The organism is Deltaproteobacteria bacterium, from assembly GCA_020848745.1.
Lineage (GTDB): Bacteria > Desulfobacterota > Binatia > UTPRO1 > UTPRO1 > UTPRO1.
This window is the reverse complement of record JADLHM010000050.1, coordinates 13,111-30,085: the sequence shown is the minus strand read 5'-3', so window position 1 is coordinate 30,085 and position 16,975 is coordinate 13,111. Positions and strand designations below refer to the sequence as shown.

16 protein-coding genes are annotated in these 16,975 nt (G+C 70.2%); 9 read left to right on the top strand and 7 right to left on the bottom strand.

Translation table 11 applies throughout. The features are described from left to right. The first annotated feature begins 297 nt into the window (after window positions 1-297). Together IT293_06700 and IT293_06695 are read left to right on the top strand one after the other, a co-directional pair. Window positions 298-1,446, top strand: coding sequence for an ATP-binding protein (locus IT293_06700; protein MCC6764335.1), 1,149 nt, complete (start codon window positions 298-300; stop codon window positions 1,444-1,446). A 159-nt stretch (window positions 1,447-1,605) separates the two neighbouring features. Beyond that, window positions 1,606-1,971, top strand: coding sequence for a hypothetical protein (locus tag IT293_06695; protein ID MCC6764334.1), 366 nt, complete (start codon window positions 1,606-1,608; stop codon window positions 1,969-1,971). A 6-nt stretch (window positions 1,972-1,977) separates the two neighbouring features. On the opposite strand, the gene IT293_06690 is transcribed toward IT293_06695, so the two are convergent. Further along, complete coding sequence (locus IT293_06690) at window positions 1,978-3,090, bottom strand: CAP domain-containing protein (GenBank protein MCC6764333.1); 1,113 nt, start codon at window positions 3,088-3,090, stop codon at window positions 1,978-1,980. A gap of 307 nt (window positions 3,091-3,397) precedes the next feature. Between IT293_06690 and pstS the strand changes: the two genes are divergently transcribed. Genes pstS through phoU form a run of 5 tightly spaced genes read left to right on the top strand, consistent with a single transcriptional unit; the run spans window position 3,398 to window position 7,799 of the window. Beyond that, window positions 3,398-4,450, top strand: coding sequence for a phosphate ABC transporter substrate-binding protein PstS (pstS, locus tag IT293_06685; GenBank protein ID MCC6764332.1), 1,053 nt, complete (start codon window positions 3,398-3,400; stop codon window positions 4,448-4,450). 16 nt (window positions 4,451-4,466) lie between these two features. Continuing rightward, window positions 4,467-5,498, top strand: coding sequence for a phosphate ABC transporter permease subunit PstC (gene pstC / locus IT293_06680; protein ID MCC6764331.1), 1,032 nt, complete (start codon window positions 4,467-4,469; stop codon window positions 5,496-5,498). A gap of 1 nt (window position 5,499) precedes the next feature. Further along, window positions 5,500-6,342 (top strand): phosphate ABC transporter permease PstA, encoded by an 843-nt coding sequence (pstA, locus tag IT293_06675; protein ID MCC6764330.1) that lies wholly within the window; start codon window positions 5,500-5,502, stop codon window positions 6,340-6,342. Then, window positions 6,339-7,112 carry a phosphate ABC transporter ATP-binding protein gene (locus tag IT293_06670; GenBank protein ID MCC6764329.1) on the top strand — a complete coding sequence of 258 codons (774 nt, stop codon included), beginning with the start codon at window positions 6,339-6,341 and terminating at the stop codon, window positions 7,110-7,112. The genes pstA and IT293_06670 overlap by 4 nt, the downstream gene beginning before the upstream one ends. A gap of 6 nt (window positions 7,113-7,118) precedes the next feature. Then, on the top strand, window positions 7,119-7,799 hold the full coding sequence (phoU, locus tag IT293_06665; protein MCC6764328.1) for a phosphate signaling complex protein PhoU: 681 nt from the start codon (window positions 7,119-7,121) through the stop codon (window positions 7,797-7,799). Between the two features lie 417 nt (window positions 7,800-8,216). On the opposite strand, the gene IT293_06660 is transcribed toward phoU, so the two are convergent. The 6 genes from IT293_06660 to IT293_06635 are packed head-to-tail and all read right to left on the bottom strand — an operon-like array spanning window position 8,217 to window position 13,001. Continuing rightward, on the bottom strand, window positions 8,217-9,398 hold the full coding sequence (locus tag IT293_06660; protein MCC6764327.1) for a transporter: 1,182 nt from the start codon (window positions 9,396-9,398) through the stop codon (window positions 8,217-8,219). Continuing rightward, complete coding sequence (locus tag IT293_06655) at window positions 9,391-9,816, bottom strand: OB-fold domain-containing protein (GenBank protein MCC6764326.1); 426 nt, start codon at window positions 9,814-9,816, stop codon at window positions 9,391-9,393. The genes IT293_06660 and IT293_06655 overlap by 8 nt, the downstream gene beginning before the upstream one ends. Window positions 9,817-9,826: 10 nt before the next feature. Beyond that, window positions 9,827-10,783, bottom strand: coding sequence for an electron transfer flavoprotein subunit alpha/FixB family protein (locus IT293_06650; protein ID MCC6764325.1), 957 nt, complete (start codon window positions 10,781-10,783; stop codon window positions 9,827-9,829). Next, window positions 10,780-11,598, bottom strand: a complete 819-nt coding sequence (locus IT293_06645) for an electron transfer flavoprotein subunit beta/FixA family protein (GenBank protein MCC6764324.1) — start codon at window positions 11,596-11,598, stop codon at window positions 10,780-10,782. The genes IT293_06650 and IT293_06645 overlap by 4 nt, the downstream gene beginning before the upstream one ends. 1 nt (window position 11,599) lies before the next feature. Beyond that, window positions 11,600-11,887, bottom strand: coding sequence for a hypothetical protein (locus IT293_06640; protein MCC6764323.1), 288 nt, complete (start codon window positions 11,885-11,887; stop codon window positions 11,600-11,602). Window positions 11,888-11,894: 7 nt separating this feature from the next. Continuing rightward, window positions 11,895-13,001, bottom strand: coding sequence for a nitronate monooxygenase (locus IT293_06635; protein MCC6764322.1), 1,107 nt, complete (start codon window positions 12,999-13,001; stop codon window positions 11,895-11,897). 168 nt (window positions 13,002-13,169) lie between these two features. On the opposite strand from IT293_06635, the gene IT293_06630 reads away from it, so the two are divergent. Together IT293_06630 and IT293_06625 are read left to right on the top strand one after the other, a co-directional pair. After that, the gene (locus tag IT293_06630) at window positions 13,170-15,422 is read left to right on the top strand and encodes a heavy metal translocating P-type ATPase (GenBank protein ID MCC6764321.1); all 2,253 of its coding nucleotides are present in this window, start codon (window positions 13,170-13,172) and stop codon (window positions 15,420-15,422) included. Then, on the top strand, window positions 15,419-16,819 hold the full coding sequence (locus IT293_06625) for a multicopper oxidase family protein (protein ID MCC6764320.1): 1,401 nt from the start codon (window positions 15,419-15,421) through the stop codon (window positions 16,817-16,819). Before IT293_06630 ends, IT293_06625 begins: the two co-directional genes overlap by 4 nt. The last annotated feature ends 156 nt before the right edge of the window (window positions 16,820-16,975 follow it).

Genomic DNA, 16,975 nt, shown 5'->3' with positions numbered 1-16,975 from the left:
CGCCTCGTCGATCGCTGGATCGACCTCGCCACCGAACGCTCCGACCTCCAACTCGCGCAACGCACCGAAGCAGCGAAGCCGATCAAGCGCCGCTGATCACACCCGAGAACCCGGCACTCTCCAGTTACGCAGCACGCGGCGGCGCCGACGCTCGGCTGCGACAACGACCAGGTGCCGCGCGAGATCCTCGGCTACGACGAGGAGCGGGTCACCGAGCTCGTGATCGCCGGCGCGCTCGGCTGACGATCCCAGCCAATGACGCCTTGCCAGGGAAGATTATCCGGATAAACTTCCCCCGTGGGGAAGAAATTCCATCGCCTCTTGGACCTCCAGCTGCCGCCGCGCAGGTCCGCGTTTCTGTGGGGACCGCGGCGGGTCGGCAAGAGCTACTGGATTCGCGAGACGTTCCCCGATGCGCCGCTGGTCGACCTCCTCAAGTCTGACGTATTCAGCGAATACGCGTCCCGTCCCGCCCTCCTGCGCGAACGGTTTGCGAAGAGTGCGCACCGCCTGGTCGTGATCGACGAGATCCAGAAGGTTCCGGCCCTGTTGGACGAGGTGCACTGGTTGATCGAAAACACTCCGCGCGCGTTCCTTCTCACCGGCTCGAGCGCGCGGAAGCTTCGTCGCGGACACGCCAATCTGCTCGCTGGGCGCGCGTGGCGGCGCACGATGGTGCCGCTCTGCCTTCCCGAAGTCGGCGCGCTGGACCTTGAACGCGTGATGACGACCGGGCTCTTGCCACCCCACTTCCTCGCGGACCGTCCCGACGAGGATCTTCGCGCTTACATCGGCGACTACCTGAAGGAGGAGATCGCGGCAGAGGCACGCACGCGCGACATTCCCGCGTTCGCAGAATTCCTACGCGTCGCAGCGCTCACGAGCAGCGAGCTCCTCAACTATGCCAACGTCGCGCGTGAGAGCGGAGTCTCGGCAAAGGTCGTCCGGACGTACTTCGAGATCCTGGAGGACACCTATCTCGGGTTCCGCATACCTCCGTGGCGGAAAACGCGGCGGCGCCGCCTCGTGGAGACCGAGAAGTTCTACTTGTTCGACGTCGGCGTGACGAACTTCCTGGCGCGCCGTGCGCCCCGGCTCGGCGGCTCGGAGTTCGGAAAATCCTTCGAGCACTACCTGCTCATGGAGCTCCGCGCCTATCAGGCGTATCGCGCTCCCGACCTCGAGCTTTCCTTCTGGCGAACCAGCAGCGGGCTCGAGGTCGATTTCGTACTGGGCGCCATGGAAGTGGCGGTGGAGGTCAAGTCGAGCGCGCGCGTCCACGACGGCGACCTGCGCGGGCTCCGGGCGCTGAAAGAGGAGCACCGCGTCCGCCGCGCCGTCATGGTGTGCCTCGAACACACGCCCCGGACGCTGGCGGACGGGATCGAAGTGCTTCCCTGGAAACTATTCCTCGACGCGCTGTGGGCCGGGGACGTGATCGCGTAGCGCCGGGTCAGCTGCGTCGCCCTCAGAAGCTGTATTTCATCTCGACGAAGGCGCCGCTGTTCGGGCGTGGAAGATCTCGCCGCCGACGCTCGCCTTCCACGAGTCGGTCCAGTCGTAGGTAATGCGGGGCCGAAGAAAGAAATCGTTGCGCTCGACGTAGTGAAGGGTCCGCAGCTCGCAGTCGAGCGTGTCGTTCCAGAACATCCTGCTACGGAACGACCGCTCGCGGCTCTGTCCCGACGACTTCGACTACTGCCGCGCGGGCAGGCGCTCGATCTGCTGCCCCCGGGGGGCTGCTGCGACGACGGGGTCGCGCCGTACTGTTGCGATCGCGGGTACGCCGGCCGCGCCGGCGACGAGGTGCGCGACGACGACCGCGCGGCACCCGCCGGCCGCGGACCTTGCGGCGATCGGGCCACGACGTGCTCGCGGCGCGGCGTCACGATCTGCTGCGCCGAGGACGAAGGCTGCTGCGGCGACGCGCAGGGGCTCTACTGCTGGCGCCAGGGCCGCGGCGGCTATTGAGAGGCCTCAGCGGAAGTCCTGCACCGCCCAGACGCGTCCGTTCGACAGAACGGCGAACCCGCACGCGACCTTCGTGTAGCTCGGGTTCGTCATGTTGATGTAGTGGCCGTGTTCGGAGTACGGCTCCCCCGGCCCCTCCGCCCACATGAGCGCGAGGCAGTCGTCGATCATCGCCGCGGGCGGCCCCGGCCAGTTGGGGCATTCGTTCTGCGCCCACTCGGTGCACTGTCCGAAGGCGCTGTGCGGCGTCCCGCTCGCGTTGTCGGCGAATCCCTGGTCCTCCGCGCAGCTCTCCTGCTCGCTCCAACGCTGGAGCGGTCCCATGCCGATCGTGGCGCGATACTGATTGATGATGTCGACGCAGAGCTGCGAGGGATCGGCGGCGCCGGTCGGCGTCGGGGTCGGTGTGCGAGTCGCCACCGGCGTGGCCGTGCGCGTCGGAGTGGGGAGCGGCGTCGGCAGCGCGCCGCATTCCTCCGTCCCGCCCGGATCGAGCGCGCAGAGCGTCGCCGCGGCGAAGGCGTCCGCGACCGCCGCGAGTGCGCCGGGATCGCCGCTCGCGCTGCAATCGCCCCGGGCCATCGCCTTTCCGAGACAGCCGGTCGCGGCGTCGCCGAGCCGGCTTCGGAGCTTCGCCACGCAGATCGGATCGACCATTCCGCCGCCCTTGGCGGCGCGCGCGAGACAGCCGAACGTCCCGATCAGATACCGGCCGACGCAGCCGAGCTTCGCGGCGTCGCAGCGGCTCGGGCGCGTGGCCGTACCGACCTCCCCGGGGGCCGCGGCCACCAACGCCGCGACGTCGGCCGCGAGCTCGGTCTGATCGCCGACGGTGGGACAAGGCGGGCGCCGTTCCCGCTTCGCGAAGAGGCCCCGGCTCGGATCGAGCCCGCCGCTGAAACGTTCCTCGACCCTAGCGCTGCACGCGCCGCGCACGTCCGCATCCGGCGTCGCGGCATCCCGCCCCCAACACGCGAGCCCCCGCGCCGCCGTCCGCCCCACGTCGCCGAGCTTCCCGGCGAGACACGCGGAAACCGTGACCCCGTGCGCACTGCCCGCGCACGCGAGCACCAACCCGACCAACGACACCCCGACGCCCACGCGACCGATCCCAGTCATGCAGCGAGCATGAAACCCGCCGCCGAGACCGTCAACGAAGGATCGACCGCTCAGCACGAATTTCTCCCTGTTGCTGCGCGATGCAGATCGGCTTCGCACAGCGCCCGCTACCGCGCCTTCATGGTTCGTCCGCATTTCCCGCCGCTGCGGCCGCCTCCGTAACCGACTTGTAACGTGACCGTTACCGTCCGCGAATGCCCTCGCCTGTAGGAATCGCGCAACGACGCGCTCACCCCGGCGGGGTGCCCGTCCAACACCGAGGGGAGCGAAACACGTGACATCATCACGTCCATTCCACGCAGGGATCATGCGGCCGCTGGTTCGACTTCTCGCGATCACCAGCGCGGCGCTCTGGCTCGCCACCGGCTCCGCCCAGGCGCAGCTCCAGCTGAACGGCGCCGGGGCGACCTTTCCCTACCCGATGTACTCGAAGTGGTTCAGCCTCTACGGCGCGATCGATCCGACCTCACGCTTCAACTACCAGTCGATCGGCAGCGGCGGCGGGATCAAGCAGATCAGCGAGCAGACCGTCGACTTCGGCGCGACCGACGGGCCGATGAGCGACGAGCAGCTGCGCGCCGCCAAGGGTGGCCCGGTCCTGCATGTCCCGACGGTGATGGGCGCCGTCGTGCTCACCTACAACGTCGAAGGACTCCCGGAACTCAAGCTGACGCCCGAGATCGTCGCCGACGTCTTCCTCGGCCGCATCGTCAAGTGGAACGACGGCGCGATCGCGGCGGCCAACCCCGGCGCGGCGCTACCGGCGCAGGACATCGTCGTCGTCCATCGCTCGGACGGCAGCGGCACGACCTACATCTTCACGGACTACCTGAGCAAGGTGAGCCGGGCCTGGCTCGACACGGTGGGCCGCGGGACGGCGGTCCGCTGGCCGGTCGGCCTCGGCGGCAAGGGCAACGAAGGCGTCACCGGCCTCGTCAAGCAGACGCCCTTCTCGCTCGGCTACGTCGAACTCGTCTACGCGCTCTCGAACCAACTCCCCTTCGCGGCGGTGAAGAATCGGGCCGGCCAGCTCGTCACGCCCACTCTCGCGTCCGTGACGGCGGCAGCCGCCGATACCGCGGTCGAGATGCCGAACGACTTCCGCATGTCGATCACCGACGCCTCGGGTGCCGAAGCCTACCCGATCGCCGGCATGACCTGGCTCCTCGTCTACGAGAAGCAGGCCGATGCCGCGAAGGGAGCGAAGCTCCTCGCCTTCCTCGACTGGGCGCTGACCGAGGGCCAGAACGCCGCCGCGCCGCTCAACTACGCGCCGCTGCCGCCCGCCGTCGCCGCGAAGGCGCGCGCCGCGCTCGCCAGGATCACGATGGCCGACGGGAGACCGCTCGCCGGGAAATGACGTGTCCTCGCGCGCGATGACGCTCCACGCCGCGCCCGTTTCCGCTCCGACCGCTCTGGAGCGTGGCGCCGCCGCGCCCGGCGTGACGATCCGGGTGGACGTCGGTCCGCTCCTGCCGAGGCGGGGCCGGGCAAACGTCGGCGACACCGTGTTCCGCGCGCTCACCGCGGCAGGCGCGTGGTCGCTCGTCGCCGTCCTGCTCTCGATCGTGGCGATCCTCGTCTGGAAGTCGGCGGACGCGGTACGCACCTTCGGATGGGGGTTCCTGTCGGAGCAGACGTGGGATCCGGTCGCGAACGAATACGGAGCGCTCCCCTTCATCTACGGGACGCTCGCTTCGTCGCTCCTCGCGCTGCTGCAGGCCGTCCCGCTCGGCGTCGGAACGGCGATCTTCCTCAGTGAAATGGCTCCGTCGTGGCTGCGGACGCCCGTCGCGTTCCTGGTGGAGCTCCTCGCCGCGATCCCGAGCGTCGTCTACGGCCTGTGGGGCATCTTCGTCCTCGTGCCATGGGTGCGGAGCACCGTCGCCCCCGCGCTCACCCACACCCTCGGCTTCCTGCCCTTCTTCCAGGGGCCGAGCTACGGGGTCGGCATGCTCACCGCCTCGATGGTGCTCGCCGTGATGATCGTGCCGTACATCACGTCGGTTGCGGTCGAGGTATTCCGCACGGTGCCGGTCGCGCAACGCGAGGGGGCCCTCGCCCTCGGGGCCACGCGCTGGGAGATGATCCGCATGGGCGTCCTGCCGTACGGCCGCGCCGGCGTGATCGGCGCGATCATGCTCGGACTCGGACGAGCGCTCGGAGAAACCATGGCCGTCACGATGGTGATCGGCAATCGTCCAGAGATCGCCGTCTCCTTCTTCGCTCCAGGGAGCACGATGGCAAGCGTCATCGCAAACGAGTTCGCCGAAGCGACCTCCGAGCTGTACGTCCAGGTCCTGGTCGAGATCGGCCTCGTGCTCCTGGTCGTGACCATGCTCGTGAACGTGCTGGCGCGTCTCCTGATCTGGCGCGTGGGTGACGGCGGCGGCGGCTCGGGGCACTGACATGACGCTCCGTTCGCGCCGCTTCGTAGATCGCCTCGCCTCGGCCCTCGCCGCCGCCTGCACGACGGCCTTGCTGCTCCCGCTCGTCCTGATCCTCGGCGATCTTCTCGCACGCGGCGTGGGCGCGCTCGACCTCGGGCTCTTCATGCACCTGCCGAGGCCGGTCGGGGAGACGGGCGGCGGCATGGCCAACGCGATCGTCGGCAGCTTGACCCTCGTCGCGCTCGCCGCCGCGCTCGGCCTCCCGATCGGCGTGCTCACCGGGGTCTACCTCGCCGAGCACCGCCGCACGCCGTTCGGCGCGACCGTCCGCTTCTGCGCCGACGTACTGAACGGCGTCCCCTCGATCGTGATCGGCATCTACGTCTACACGCTGGTGGTCCTACCGATGAAGGGCTTCTCGGGGTACGCCGGAGGGATCGCGCTCGCCGTCATCATGCTCCCGATCGTCGCCCGGACGACGGAGGAGATGATTCGCCTCGTGCCGACCTCGCTCCGCGAAGCGTCGCTCGCGCTCGGTGTTCCCATGTGGCGGACGACCGTCTCGGTGGTGCTCCGCACCGCGCGCGGCGGCATCCTCACCGGCATGATACTCGCGATCGCGCGCGTCGCCGGCGAGACCGCGCCCCTCATCTTCACCGCCTTCGGCAACCAGTACTGGCAGAGCGGCCTCGGCGGACCGATCGCGTCCCTCCCGGTCCAGATCTACACCTACGCGATCTCGCCCTTCGACGACTGGCATCGTCAGGCATGGGCCGGAGCGCTGGTCCTCATGACGTTGATCGGCGCCACCAGCCTTTCGGTCCGATTGCTGACCCGTGGGAAGATCGCGCACGGACGATGAACGACGTCAGTCCCAATAAGCTCGAGGTCGCCGGGCTACGCGCCTGGTTCGGGACCACCCAGGCCCTCCACGACATCGATCTCGTGCTGCCCGAGCACCGGGTCACGGCGATCATCGGGCCCTCGGGCTGCGGCAAATCGACGTTCATCCGGTGCTTGAACCGCATGCACGAGACGGTCCCGGGCGCGCGCGTCGCCGGACGGGTGCTGCTCGACGGCGAGGACATCTACGGTCCCGGCGTCGACCCCGTCTCCGTCCGCGGGCGGGTCGGCATGGTCTTCCAGCGCCCGAATCCCTTCCCCACGATGTCCATTTTCGACAATGTCGCGGCCGGGCTCCGCTTGAACGGCATCCGTCGGGACCGCGACGAGCTCGCGGGCATCGTGGAGCAGAGCCTCCGCCAGGCCGCCCTCTGGGACGAGGTGAAGGACGGCCTGCGCGCCTCGGGCGTCAGCATCTCGGGCGGTCAGCAGCAACGGCTCTGCATCGCACGCACCCTGGCGGTCGCTCCCGAGGTCGTCCTCATGGACGAGCCCTGCTCCGCCCTCGACCCGATCGCCACCACCAAGATCGAGGCGTTGATCCACGAGCTGCGCGAGAAGTACACGATCGTGATCGTCACCCACAGCATGCAGCAGGCAGCCCGCGTCTCGGACTACACCGCCTTCATGTACCTCGGCCGGCTCGTCGAGTTCGGACCCACGCAGAAGGTGTTCACGACGCCGGCACGGAAGGAAACCGAGGACTACATCACGGGTCGCTTCGGGTAACCAACGATGGCCGCACACACCGACCGCCAGTATGAAGAAGAGCTGAACGACCTCCGGCAGCGTATCCTGTCGATGGGCGGCCTCGTCGAGAAGCAGATCGCGAAGGCGATCGAGGCCCTCGTCCGACGCGATCGTCCCCTCGCCGAAGCGACGATCCAGAAGGACGCCGAGGTGAATGCCCTCGACGGCGAGATCGACGACATGTGCCTCCGGCTGCTCGCCCTCCGCCAGCCCGCCGGGCGCGACCTCCGCTTCATCACGACCGCCCTCAAGATCACCACCGACCTCGAGCGCCTCGGCGACCGCGCCGTGAGCATCAGCGAGCGCGCGGTCGAGCTCGCCGCCGAGCCTCCACTGAAGCCCTACATCGACATCCCCCGCATGGCGGACATCGCGCTCGGCATGCTGCGCCAGAGCCTCGACGCCTTCGTGCGCGAGGACCCGGACATGGCCCTCGCGGTCTGCCGGAGCGACGACGAAGTCGACAAGCTGAACGGCCAGATCTTCCGCGAGCTGCTCTCGTACATGATCGAGGACCCCCACACGATCACGCGCGCGATGCGCATCCTCTTCGTGTCGAAGTACCTGGAGCGCATCGCCGACCACGCGACGAACATCGCGGAGATGGTGGTCTTCATGGTCAAGGGCCAGAGCATCCGGCACGCCACGGTGCCGCCCTCGGTTTGAGTAGATCGCACGGGGGTCGCTGCTCGGCGGGGCCGGGGTGACACCTCGGCAGGTCAGCAGATCCTCGACTCCGCGCCGTTCAAGGGCACCTCGCGCAGGGCCGCGTAGCGGATCTGACGACCTGCCGAGGTGTCACCCCAGCCCCGCTGCTCACCGACGCTGCGCGATCTGCAAAACCCAGATGACGTCATCCCCGAAACGCCGACGCTCGGTGGCGTCTTCGGTGTTTGCAGATTGCGCTGCGGCGGTGCGGTGTGGGGAGGGAGGGCGCTTCGCGGGCTCGTCAGATGCGCTACGCGACCCTGCGCAAGGTGCCATTGAACGGTGGGAGTCGAGTATCTGCTGAGCCCGCGAAGCGCCCTCCCGCCCCACGCACGAGCGATGCCACGTGCAGTCTTCGCACTCGACGGAAACGGCTCAGCGCTTGAGGATCGTCCCTGACCCGTTGCCGCCGAGCCCGAGCGTCTGCGCCAGGCCCACCTTGGCGTCCGGCACCTGGCGGCCGCCCGCCTCACCGCGGAGCTGCCAGCCGAGCTCGCAGATCTGGAAGAGCCCCTGCGCGGTCGTCGCTTCGCCGAACGAGATGAAGCCGCCGCTCGGGTTGATCGGCAACCGGCCGGTCGGCAAGGTCGCGCCGCTCTCGAGGAGGTGCTCCGCCTCGCCGGGCTCGCAGAAGCCCCATTCCTCCGGGAAGGAGAGCTCGTAGTAGACGGTGTTGTCCTGGAGCTCGATCAGGTCGATGCCCTCAGGACCGATCGCGGCCTTCTCCATCGCCTTGCGGACGGCGGCCGCGGCCTCGCTGTGGTACGCCTTGCCATCCTTCGGCACCGCGCCGGCGAGTCCGCGCGGGATGCCGTCGTCGAAGCGCGCGGTCGCGATCGCGCTCGCCGCGACCCAGAGCGGCCTGGTGGTGAGCCGGCGGGCCTTCTCGGCCGAGCAGATCACGACCGCGGCGGCGCCGTCGCTCACGGGGCAGATCTCGAAAAGCCGGAGCGGGTAGCTCACGAGCGCCGAACCCATGACCTCCTCCACGCTCGTCTCCTTGCGGAAGCGGGCGTTGGGATTGTGAACGGCGAGCTTCCGCGCCTTCACGGCGATCTTCGCGAGCTGCTCCTCGGTGGTGCCATGGTCCGCCATGCGGCGGCGGCACATGAACGCCCAGAACGTAGGGCCGGGAACGCCGATGCAGACCTGGCGGAGATACTCCGGGTCGGTGGTCTCCTCCACGCCGGAGGTCTGGATGAATCCCTTCGGCATCTTCTCGCCGCCGACGACCAGCACCATGTCGTGCTGTCCGCTCGCGACGAGCATCGTCCCGACGTTGAAGGCGTTGCCGCCCGCCGCGCACCCGGCCGAGAGGTTGTACACGGGGATGCCGGTCGCGCCCATGTCGTCGATGACGTCGTTGCCGTTGAGTCCCCAGCCGCGACCCCCCGAGAACCTCGAGCTCGCCGCCGCGACGGCCTCGATGTCGCGCCACGCGACGCCGGCATCCTTCAAGGCGGCGTCGACGGCGACGCGGCAGAGCTGCTGCACCGACTTGTCTCCGAACTTGCCCCAGGGATGCATCCCGAGGCCGATGACGGCGACCTCACGCATGGTTGACCTCGAACTTCCAGGTGACGACCTCGTTGCCGGCGTCGTCGTGGCAGAGCGCGTCGACGACGAGCGTGACCTTCATGTCGGGCTTCACGCTGCGGATGTCGTCGGTCTTGATCTGCCCGAGCACGCGGAGCCCGTCGGCGAGATCCACGACCGCCATCGCGTACGGCTTGTAGGGCTTGTCGAACTTGGCCGGCGCGGGCGGCGGATAGTCCTGGATCGCGCAGCTCCAGATCGTGCCGTCCGGACCGAAGCCCGCGTCCTCGATCTTCGACGCCGCGCACTCGGGGTGCCGGCACCAGTCGACCTTCGGGAAGTACGGCGTGCCGCAGGACGCGCAGCGCGAGCCGATGAGCCGCGCGCCGTCCTTGGTCTCGGCGAAGAGCCCGTCGGCGACGGGAATGCGGTCAGCCATGGTGAAGCACCTATCCTTTCACCGCGCGGGTCAGAGCCGGCAAGATCTCGAGGCAGTCGCCCACGATGCCGTAGCGCGCGTAGCGGAAGATCGCGGCGTCGGGGTCGCGGTTGATCGCGACCAGCGTCTTCGCGGCGGCGCAGCCCACCATGTGCTGGCTCGCGCCCGAGATGCCGGCCGCGATGTAGAGCGTCGGCCGCGTGATCTTGCCCGTGAGCCCGACCTGGCGGGCCGGCTCGGCCCAGCCCTCGTCGACGATCGGCCGCGAGGCGGCGGCCATGCCGCCGAGGGCGTCCGCGAGCTCGTGGACCAGCCGGTAGTTGGCCTTCTCCCCGAGGCCGCGCCCGCCGGCCACGATGACGTCGGCCTCCTCGATGCGCGGGCCGGCGGCTTCGCTCCGCGCCACGACCTGGACTCGCTCCGCGACGCCGGAGAGATCGACGACGCAATGCTTGGTGACCGCCGTGGCGGGCTTCGGCGCCGGCTCCGCCGCGAGCGCGCTGGTCGACACGCCGACCACGAACCGCCCCTCGCCCGCGAGCGCGTAGACGACTCGCGTGTCGCCCCCATACGCCGAGGCCGTCACCGTGAGCGCGCCGCCATCGACGCTCACGCCGACGCCGTTCATCACGACGCCCGCGTCGATGCGGGCCGCGAGCCGCGGCGCGAGCACCCGCGCGTCGAACGTCTGCGGCACGAGCAGCAGCCGGAAGTCGTGCTGCCTGGCGTAGTCGGCGATCGCCGCCACCGCCACGTCGCCGCCGAACGATTGCAGCTTGTCGTCCTCGATGTGGTCGACGACCGGCACGTCCTGCCGGCTCGCGATCTCCGTCAGGTCGTGCGGCGCCGGCCCGAGGAGCAGCCAGCCGAGCGTCGCGTCGACCGTCGTCGCGACGCCGCGCGCGAGCGTCAGCAGCTCCTCGGCGCCGCCGCTCGTGCCCCAGGTGCAGACGACGACGCGGGTCATCGGAGCACGTTCTCCGCGCGGAGGCGCGCGATCAGCGCCTGGGCGGCCGTGTCGGGCGTCGCCCCGGCGATCATCTCGCAGGCGCTCTTGACCGTCGGCACGAACTGCTTCGCGAGGGTGACGCGCGGCCGCAGCGACTCGGCCGCGATCCCGAGCTCCGCCGGCGTCACGAGCCCGATCTTCTTCTTCCGCGCCGCCATGCGCCCCGCCATCGTCGGATAGCGCGCCTGGCCGAGCTCGTTGCTGATCGTCACCACCGCCGGCGCCGCGACCGCAACCGTCTCGTCGCCGTCGGGCGTCACCCGCACGACCCCCACCGCGAAGCCCTCACCCGCCGCCGTCACCTCGACCGAACGCGCGATCGTGACCGCGGGCGTCCCGAGGTACTCGGCGAGGAGCGCGGGCACGAGGCCCTGGTCGTCGTCGGAGGCCTGCCGCCCGCAGAGCACCAGATCCGCTCCGCCCCGCGACCGCACGAACGCGGCGAGGAGCTTCGCGATGCCGTGATGATCGAGCCCCGCCGGATCCGCCTGGATCGCGACGGGCTCGTCGATCCCGAGCGACGCCGCGTGCTTCAGGATGTCCTGAGCCTCGCCGACCGAGACGACGGTGACCGTACACGCCACGCCCGCCTCGCGGATGCGGAGCGCCGCCTCGATCGCCTGCTCGTCGTAGGCGTTCATGAGGCGCGGAATGGACGCCTGGGTCAACGACTTCCCGTCGTCACCGATCACGAGTCGGCCCTCGAGCGCGTAGTTATTGACCGCGTCGGGGTCGAGGACCTCCTTCGCGCAGACCACGATCCGGAGCGTCATCCTAGACCGGCTCGCCTTCGACGAAGAGGTTCTCGGCGAGGCACCACACGGCATTGCCGGGATAGCCCTCGGGCCGACGCACGAGGTCCTTCAGCAGGTACCAGCGCCACGGCGGGTCGCCGTGATCGACGTAGTCGCCGGTGAGCGTGCCGGCAAACTCCTCGCGTCCGGCGTAGCGCGTGCCCGTGATGGCGCCGCCGCCGTCGCACTCGGCGCGCTTGCCGGCGCGGGCATCGTCGAAGCCCGGCAGGGTCGGCATGCTGCCCGGAAGGGACTCGGTCGCCGCCATGCTCGGGTCAGGCGCCGGCCGACTCGCCGGTGATCTCCTCGAACACCGAGAGCGCCTCCTCCACCATGTCGTTGACGATCTGCTTCGCCGGCTTCATCGAATCGATGAAGCTCACGCCCTGCCCGGCGGCCTCGAACATGAGATCGGCGCGCCGATGGTCGTTGGCCCCCTGGATGTAGTCGGAGCTCAGCAGCATCTGGTACGGCGAGTTCAGGACGCGCGGCGCCTCCGGCTTCGCCCATTCCTCCGTCCACGGGCACTTGAGCACGCGCATCGCGAAGCCCGACACGCTCTTCGAGTAGACCGTGTCGTCGGCCGTCGCCGCGACGAGCTTCTCCTTGATGATCATGTCGTTGTCGGACTCCCGCGCCGCGAGCCAGAGGGTCCCGGTCCAGACGCCCGCGGCGCCGAGGCATATCGACGCCGCGAGGTGCCGTCCCGTCGTGACGCCGCCCGCCGCGACGACCGGGGTGTCGCCCGCGATGGCCACGACCTCGGGAACGATCGAAAAGGTCCCGATCGGCCCCGTGTGTCCGGCGGCGTCGTAGCCCTGCGCGATGATGACGTCCACGCCGGCCTCGATCTCGCGCTTCGCCTGCCGCGCTTTCCCGATGAGGCCGAACACCTTCATGCCGCGCTCATGCGCCGCTTTCAGCATGAACGCCGGGCTGCCGAGGCCGGACACGAACACCGGGACGCGCTCGTCGAGGATCACGTCGAGCTGCTTGCGCGCGATTTCGTGCGTCAGACCGCCCCATTGATGCAACGCCTGTTGCCCCTTGGGGTCGGGGACGTTGTACTTCTCCTTGATGTAGGCGGCGTAGCGCTTGTGCTCGTCGGGGATCTTGGCGAGAAGTTGCTCCAGCGTGGAAGCGTCGGGCGCCGAAGCCGGCAGCACGAGATCGATGCCGAAGGGCTTGTCGCCGACGCGGCTCCGGATCCACCTGATGTCGGACGCGATGCCGTCGGGCGTGTGCATCGCCTCGCCCAGGACCGCGAAGCCGCCGGCGTTGACGACGGCGGCCACGACGTCCTTGCAGTGGGTGAACGCGATGATCGGAAAGTCGATCCCGAGCATGTCGCAGAGCTTGGTGTGCAACGGATTTCTGCCCACGAGATCTCCTTCTGATCGGCGGTGCCGCGGCGGCGCCGCGGCGCGGGACGCGGCGGAATTTCGAGACCGCGGAAGTAGAACACGTTCTAGTTTCCGTGGCAAGCGCGCCCGCCTCCGATGTGGAATAGTGCGTTCCTCGTGAAGACCGCGCACGACCTCGTCTGCGGCATGTCGGTCGACCCCGAGGCGACGCCGCACCGCACCGAGCTTCGGGGAACGCCCTACTACTTCTGCAGCGCCGGCTGCCGCGCGAAGTTCGAGGCCGATCCCGCGCGCTGGCTCGCGCCGCGCCCCGCGGCCCCGCCCTCGGCGGCCGAGGCCGCGCGCGAGTACACCTGTCCGATGCATCCCGAGGTCGTGCAGCTCGGGCCCGGCAGCTGCCCGATCTGCGGCATGGCCCTCGAGCCGAAGACCTTCGCGTTCCACGCGCCCGAGGAGGCGAACCCCGAGCTCGACGACATGCGACGCCGCCTGGTCGCGAGCGCGGTGCTGACCGCCCCGCTCTTTCTCCTCGCGATGTCCGATCTGCTGCCGGGCATGCCGCTCCAGCACCGCGTCTCCTGGTCGGTCCTCGCCTGGCTCCAGCTCGCGCTCGCGACGCCGGTCGTCGCATGGGGCGGCGCGCCCTTCTTCGCGCGCGGCTGGACGTCGCTCCGCACGGGGCGCCTCAACATGTTCACGCTCATCGCCATCGGCACGGGCGCGGCGTACGGCTACAGCCTCTTCGCGACGCTCTTCCCGCACCTCGTGCCGAGCTCGGGCGGCCACGGGACGCCGCTCTACTTCGAAGCGGCCGCCGTCATCACCACGCTCGTGCTGGTCGGCCAGGTGCTCGAGCTCCGCGCCCGCGGCCAGACCGCCGGCGCCGTCCGCGAGCTCCTCGACCTCGCCCCCAAGCAGGCGCGCCGTCTCGCCCCCGACGGCAGCGAGCACGACGTCGCCTTCGCCGACATCGAGGTCGGCGACCGGCTGCGCGTCCGGCCCGGCGAGCGCGTGCCCGTCGACGGGATCGTCCTCGACGGCACGAGCGCCGTAGACGAGTCGATGGTGACGGGCGAGCCCATCCCGGTCGCCAAGGGACCCCGGGACAAGGTGACGGGCGGGACGGTGAACGGCACCGGCGGCTTCGTCATGCGCGCGGAGCGCGTCGGGCAGGACACGCTTCTCGCCCACATCGTGCGGATGGTGAGCGAAGCGCAACGCAGCCACGCCCCGATCCAACGCCTCGCCGACGTCGTGTCGGCCTGGTTCGTCCCGGCGGTCGGGCTGGTCGCGGCGGCGAGCTTCGCGCTCTGGTTCCTCGTCGGTCCCGAGCCGCGCCTCGCCCACGCGCTCGTGGCGGCGGTCGCGGTCCTGATCATCGCGTGCCCGTGCGCGCTCGGGCTCGCGACGCCGATGTCGATCATGGTCGGCGTCGGACGCGGCGCGCACGCCGGGGTCCTGATCCGGAACGGCGAGGCGCTCGAGACGATGGAGCGGGTGGACACCCTGGTCGTCGACAAGACCGGCACCCTCACGGAAGGGAAGCCGCGCCTCGTGACGGTCGAAGGCGACGCCGAGATGCTGCGGCTCGCGGCGAGCCTCGAGCGCGCGAGCGAGCATCCACTCGCCGCGGCGATCGTCGCCGGGGCCGCCGAGCGCGGCGTGCGACCGGCGGGTGTCGTCGACTTCGCCTCGCTGACCGGCAAGGGTGTGACCGGGCTGGTCGACGGCCGTCGGGTCGCCCTCGGCAACCGCGTGCTCATGGACGAGCTCCGCGTCGACCTCGGCGCGTCCGCGGAGCGCATCACGGCGCTCCAGCGCGACGGTCAGACCGTCATGCTGATCGCGGTCGAGGGCGCGCTCGCGGGGCTCCTCGGCGTGACCGACCCCATCAAGGCCTCGACGCCGGAGGCGCTCCGCCTGCTCGCCGCCGACGGCGTCCGCCTCGTCATGCTGACGGGCGACAGCCGCGCGACGGCCGCCGTCGTCGCCGACCGCCTCGGAATCCGCGACCTCGAGGCCGAGGTGCTGCCCGACCAGAAGCGCGCGATCGTGGAGCGCCTCATGGCCGAAGGGCGCACGGTCGCGATGGCCGGCGACGGCGTCAACGACGCGCCGGCGCTCGCGCTCGCGCACGTCGGTATCGCGATGGGCACCGGCACCGACGTCGCGATGGAGACGGCGGGGGTCACGCTCGTACGCGGCGACCTGCGCGGCATCGTGCGGGCCCGCCGGCTCTCCCGCGGCGTCATGCGGAACATCCGACAGAATCTCTTCCTCGCCTTCGTCTACAACGCGCTCGGCGTGCCCGTCGCGGCGGGCGCGCTCTACCCGGTGTTCGGCCTCGTACTGAGCCCGATGATCGCGGCGGCGGCGATGAGCCTGAGCTCGGTCTCGGTCATCGGGAACGCCTTGCGCCTGCGGACGCTCGAGCTGTGAGAGCGGGGGCGCTGCTCCTCCTGCTCGCGCTGCTCGCGAGCGCGTGCCGCCCGAGCCCGCCCGTCGACCCGGCCGTCGCCGAGTTCGGCGACGCCTATCCGGCCGAGGTCTCCGAGCGCGGCGGCGTGCGCCGCTACGATCTCGTCGCCGCGCCGGCGATCCTCCCGATGCTCGACGGCCGCCGGCTCGCGGTCTGGGCCTACGACGGCCAGGTTCCCGGCCCGATCCTGCACGCCACGGTCGGCGAGCGCGTCCGCATCCATTTCACCAACCGCCTCTCCGAGGCCACGACGGTCCACTGGCACGGCGTTCGCGTGCCGCACGCGATGGACGGCGTGCCGGGTCTCACGCAGCCCCCGGTCGAGCCGGGCGCGTCCTTCGACTACGAGTTCGTGCCGAAGGACGCCGGCACCTTCTGGTTCCACCCGCATCTGCGCTCGCCCGAGCAGGTCGAGCGCGGGCTCTTCGGCGTCTTCGTGGTCCACGAGGTCGACCCACCGTCGTTCTCGCAGGACGTCGTCTGGGTGCTGGACGACTGGCGGCTCGGCGGCGACGGGGCCATCGACCCCGCGTTCGTGACGCGGCACGACCTCATGCACGACGGCCGCTGGGGCAACGTCGTCACGGTGAACGGCCGCGTGAACGAGACCCTCGTGGTGCGCCCCGGCGAACGCATCCGGCTCCGTCTCCTCAACACGGCGAACGGCCGCGTCTTCCGTCCGGATTTCTCCGGCCTCGACGCCCGGGTGATCGCCGTCGACGGCATGACGACTCCCCGGCCCGTCGATCCGGCCGGCTTCGAGCTCGCGCCCGGAAACCGCCTCGACCTCGATCTCACCATCCCCGCCGACGCGGCGGGCCGGCAGTTCCGGATCGTCGACGGCTTCGTGCAAGGTCGCCCGAACAGCCTCGGCTGGATCCGGATCGAGGGCGACCCCGTCCCGACGCCGAGCTTCCCGTCCCCCGCCCGCGCCCACGTACCCGCGTGGAAGGCCGTGCCGAACGAGCCGACGCTGCAATTCGAGCTGCAAGCGCAGCGCGGCGGCCCCTACGGCGTCGCCTGGACCCTCAACGGCGAGGCCGCGACCGACCACGCCCACCATCCCGGCAGCGCGCTCGTCCTCGGCCGCTTCGCCCGCCTCCGCTTCGTGAACGCGTCGTTCCGTCTCCATCCCATGCACACCCACGGAATGTTCTTCAAAGTCCTCGCCCGCAACGGCGCGCCGGTCGACGAGCCGTGGTGGCGCGACACCGTGCTCGTGCACGCGAAGGAGACCGTCGACGTCGGCCTCGTGCCGCTCGATGCCGGCCGCTGGATGATGCACTGCCACGTCCTGGAGCACGCCGAGGCCGGCATGATGACGACCCTCGACGTCGCGCCTCCATCCCCCGGTTGATCTCCTGCCCCCGGATCGGCGGTCGCCGGCGCACGAGCCGGCGACGTCTCATCGTGGCCCTCGTCACCGGTGGCAGTCGATGGCGCCGCCACCGATTCTCGTTGCGCCGCATTTCCGCCTTCTGCTACCTCCCCGCTTGTCGCTACGTCGGAGTCC

Bases quoted from the DNA above. Each gene is read 5' to 3' on its own strand.
- pstS (MCC6764332.1), top strand. From the start codon at position 3,398: ATGCGGCCGCTGGTTCGACTTCTCGCGATCACCAGCGCGGCGCTCTGG.
- IT293_06650 (MCC6764325.1), bottom strand. From the start codon at position 10,783: ATGACCCGCGTCGTCGTCTGCACCTGGGGCACGAGCGGCGGCGCCGAG.
- phoU (MCC6764328.1), top strand. From the start codon at position 7,119: ATGGCCGCACACACCGACCGCCAGTATGAAGAAGAGCTGAACGACCTC.
- pstC (MCC6764331.1), top strand. From the start codon at position 4,467: ATGACGCTCCACGCCGCGCCCGTTTCCGCTCCGACCGCTCTGGAGCGT.
- IT293_06660 (MCC6764327.1), bottom strand. From the start codon at position 9,398: ATGCGTGAGGTCGCCGTCATCGGCCTCGGGATGCATCCCTGGGGCAAG.
- IT293_06655 (MCC6764326.1), bottom strand. From the start codon at position 9,816: ATGGCTGACCGCATTCCCGTCGCCGACGGGCTCTTCGCCGAGACCAAG.
- IT293_06630 (MCC6764321.1), top strand. From the start codon at position 13,170: ATGTCGGTCGACCCCGAGGCGACGCCGCACCGCACCGAGCTTCGGGGA.
- IT293_06670 (MCC6764329.1), top strand. From the start codon at position 6,339: ATGAACGACGTCAGTCCCAATAAGCTCGAGGTCGCCGGGCTACGCGCC.
- pstA (MCC6764330.1), top strand. From the start codon at position 5,500: ATGACGCTCCGTTCGCGCCGCTTCGTAGATCGCCTCGCCTCGGCCCTC.
- IT293_06690 (MCC6764333.1), bottom strand. From the start codon at position 3,090: ATGACTGGGATCGGTCGCGTGGGCGTCGGGGTGTCGTTGGTCGGGTTG.
- IT293_06645 (MCC6764324.1), bottom strand. From the start codon at position 11,598: ATGACGCTCCGGATCGTGGTCTGCGCGAAGGAGGTCCTCGACCCCGAC.
- IT293_06640 (MCC6764323.1), bottom strand. From the start codon at position 11,887: ATGGCGGCGACCGAGTCCCTTCCGGGCAGCATGCCGACCCTGCCGGGC.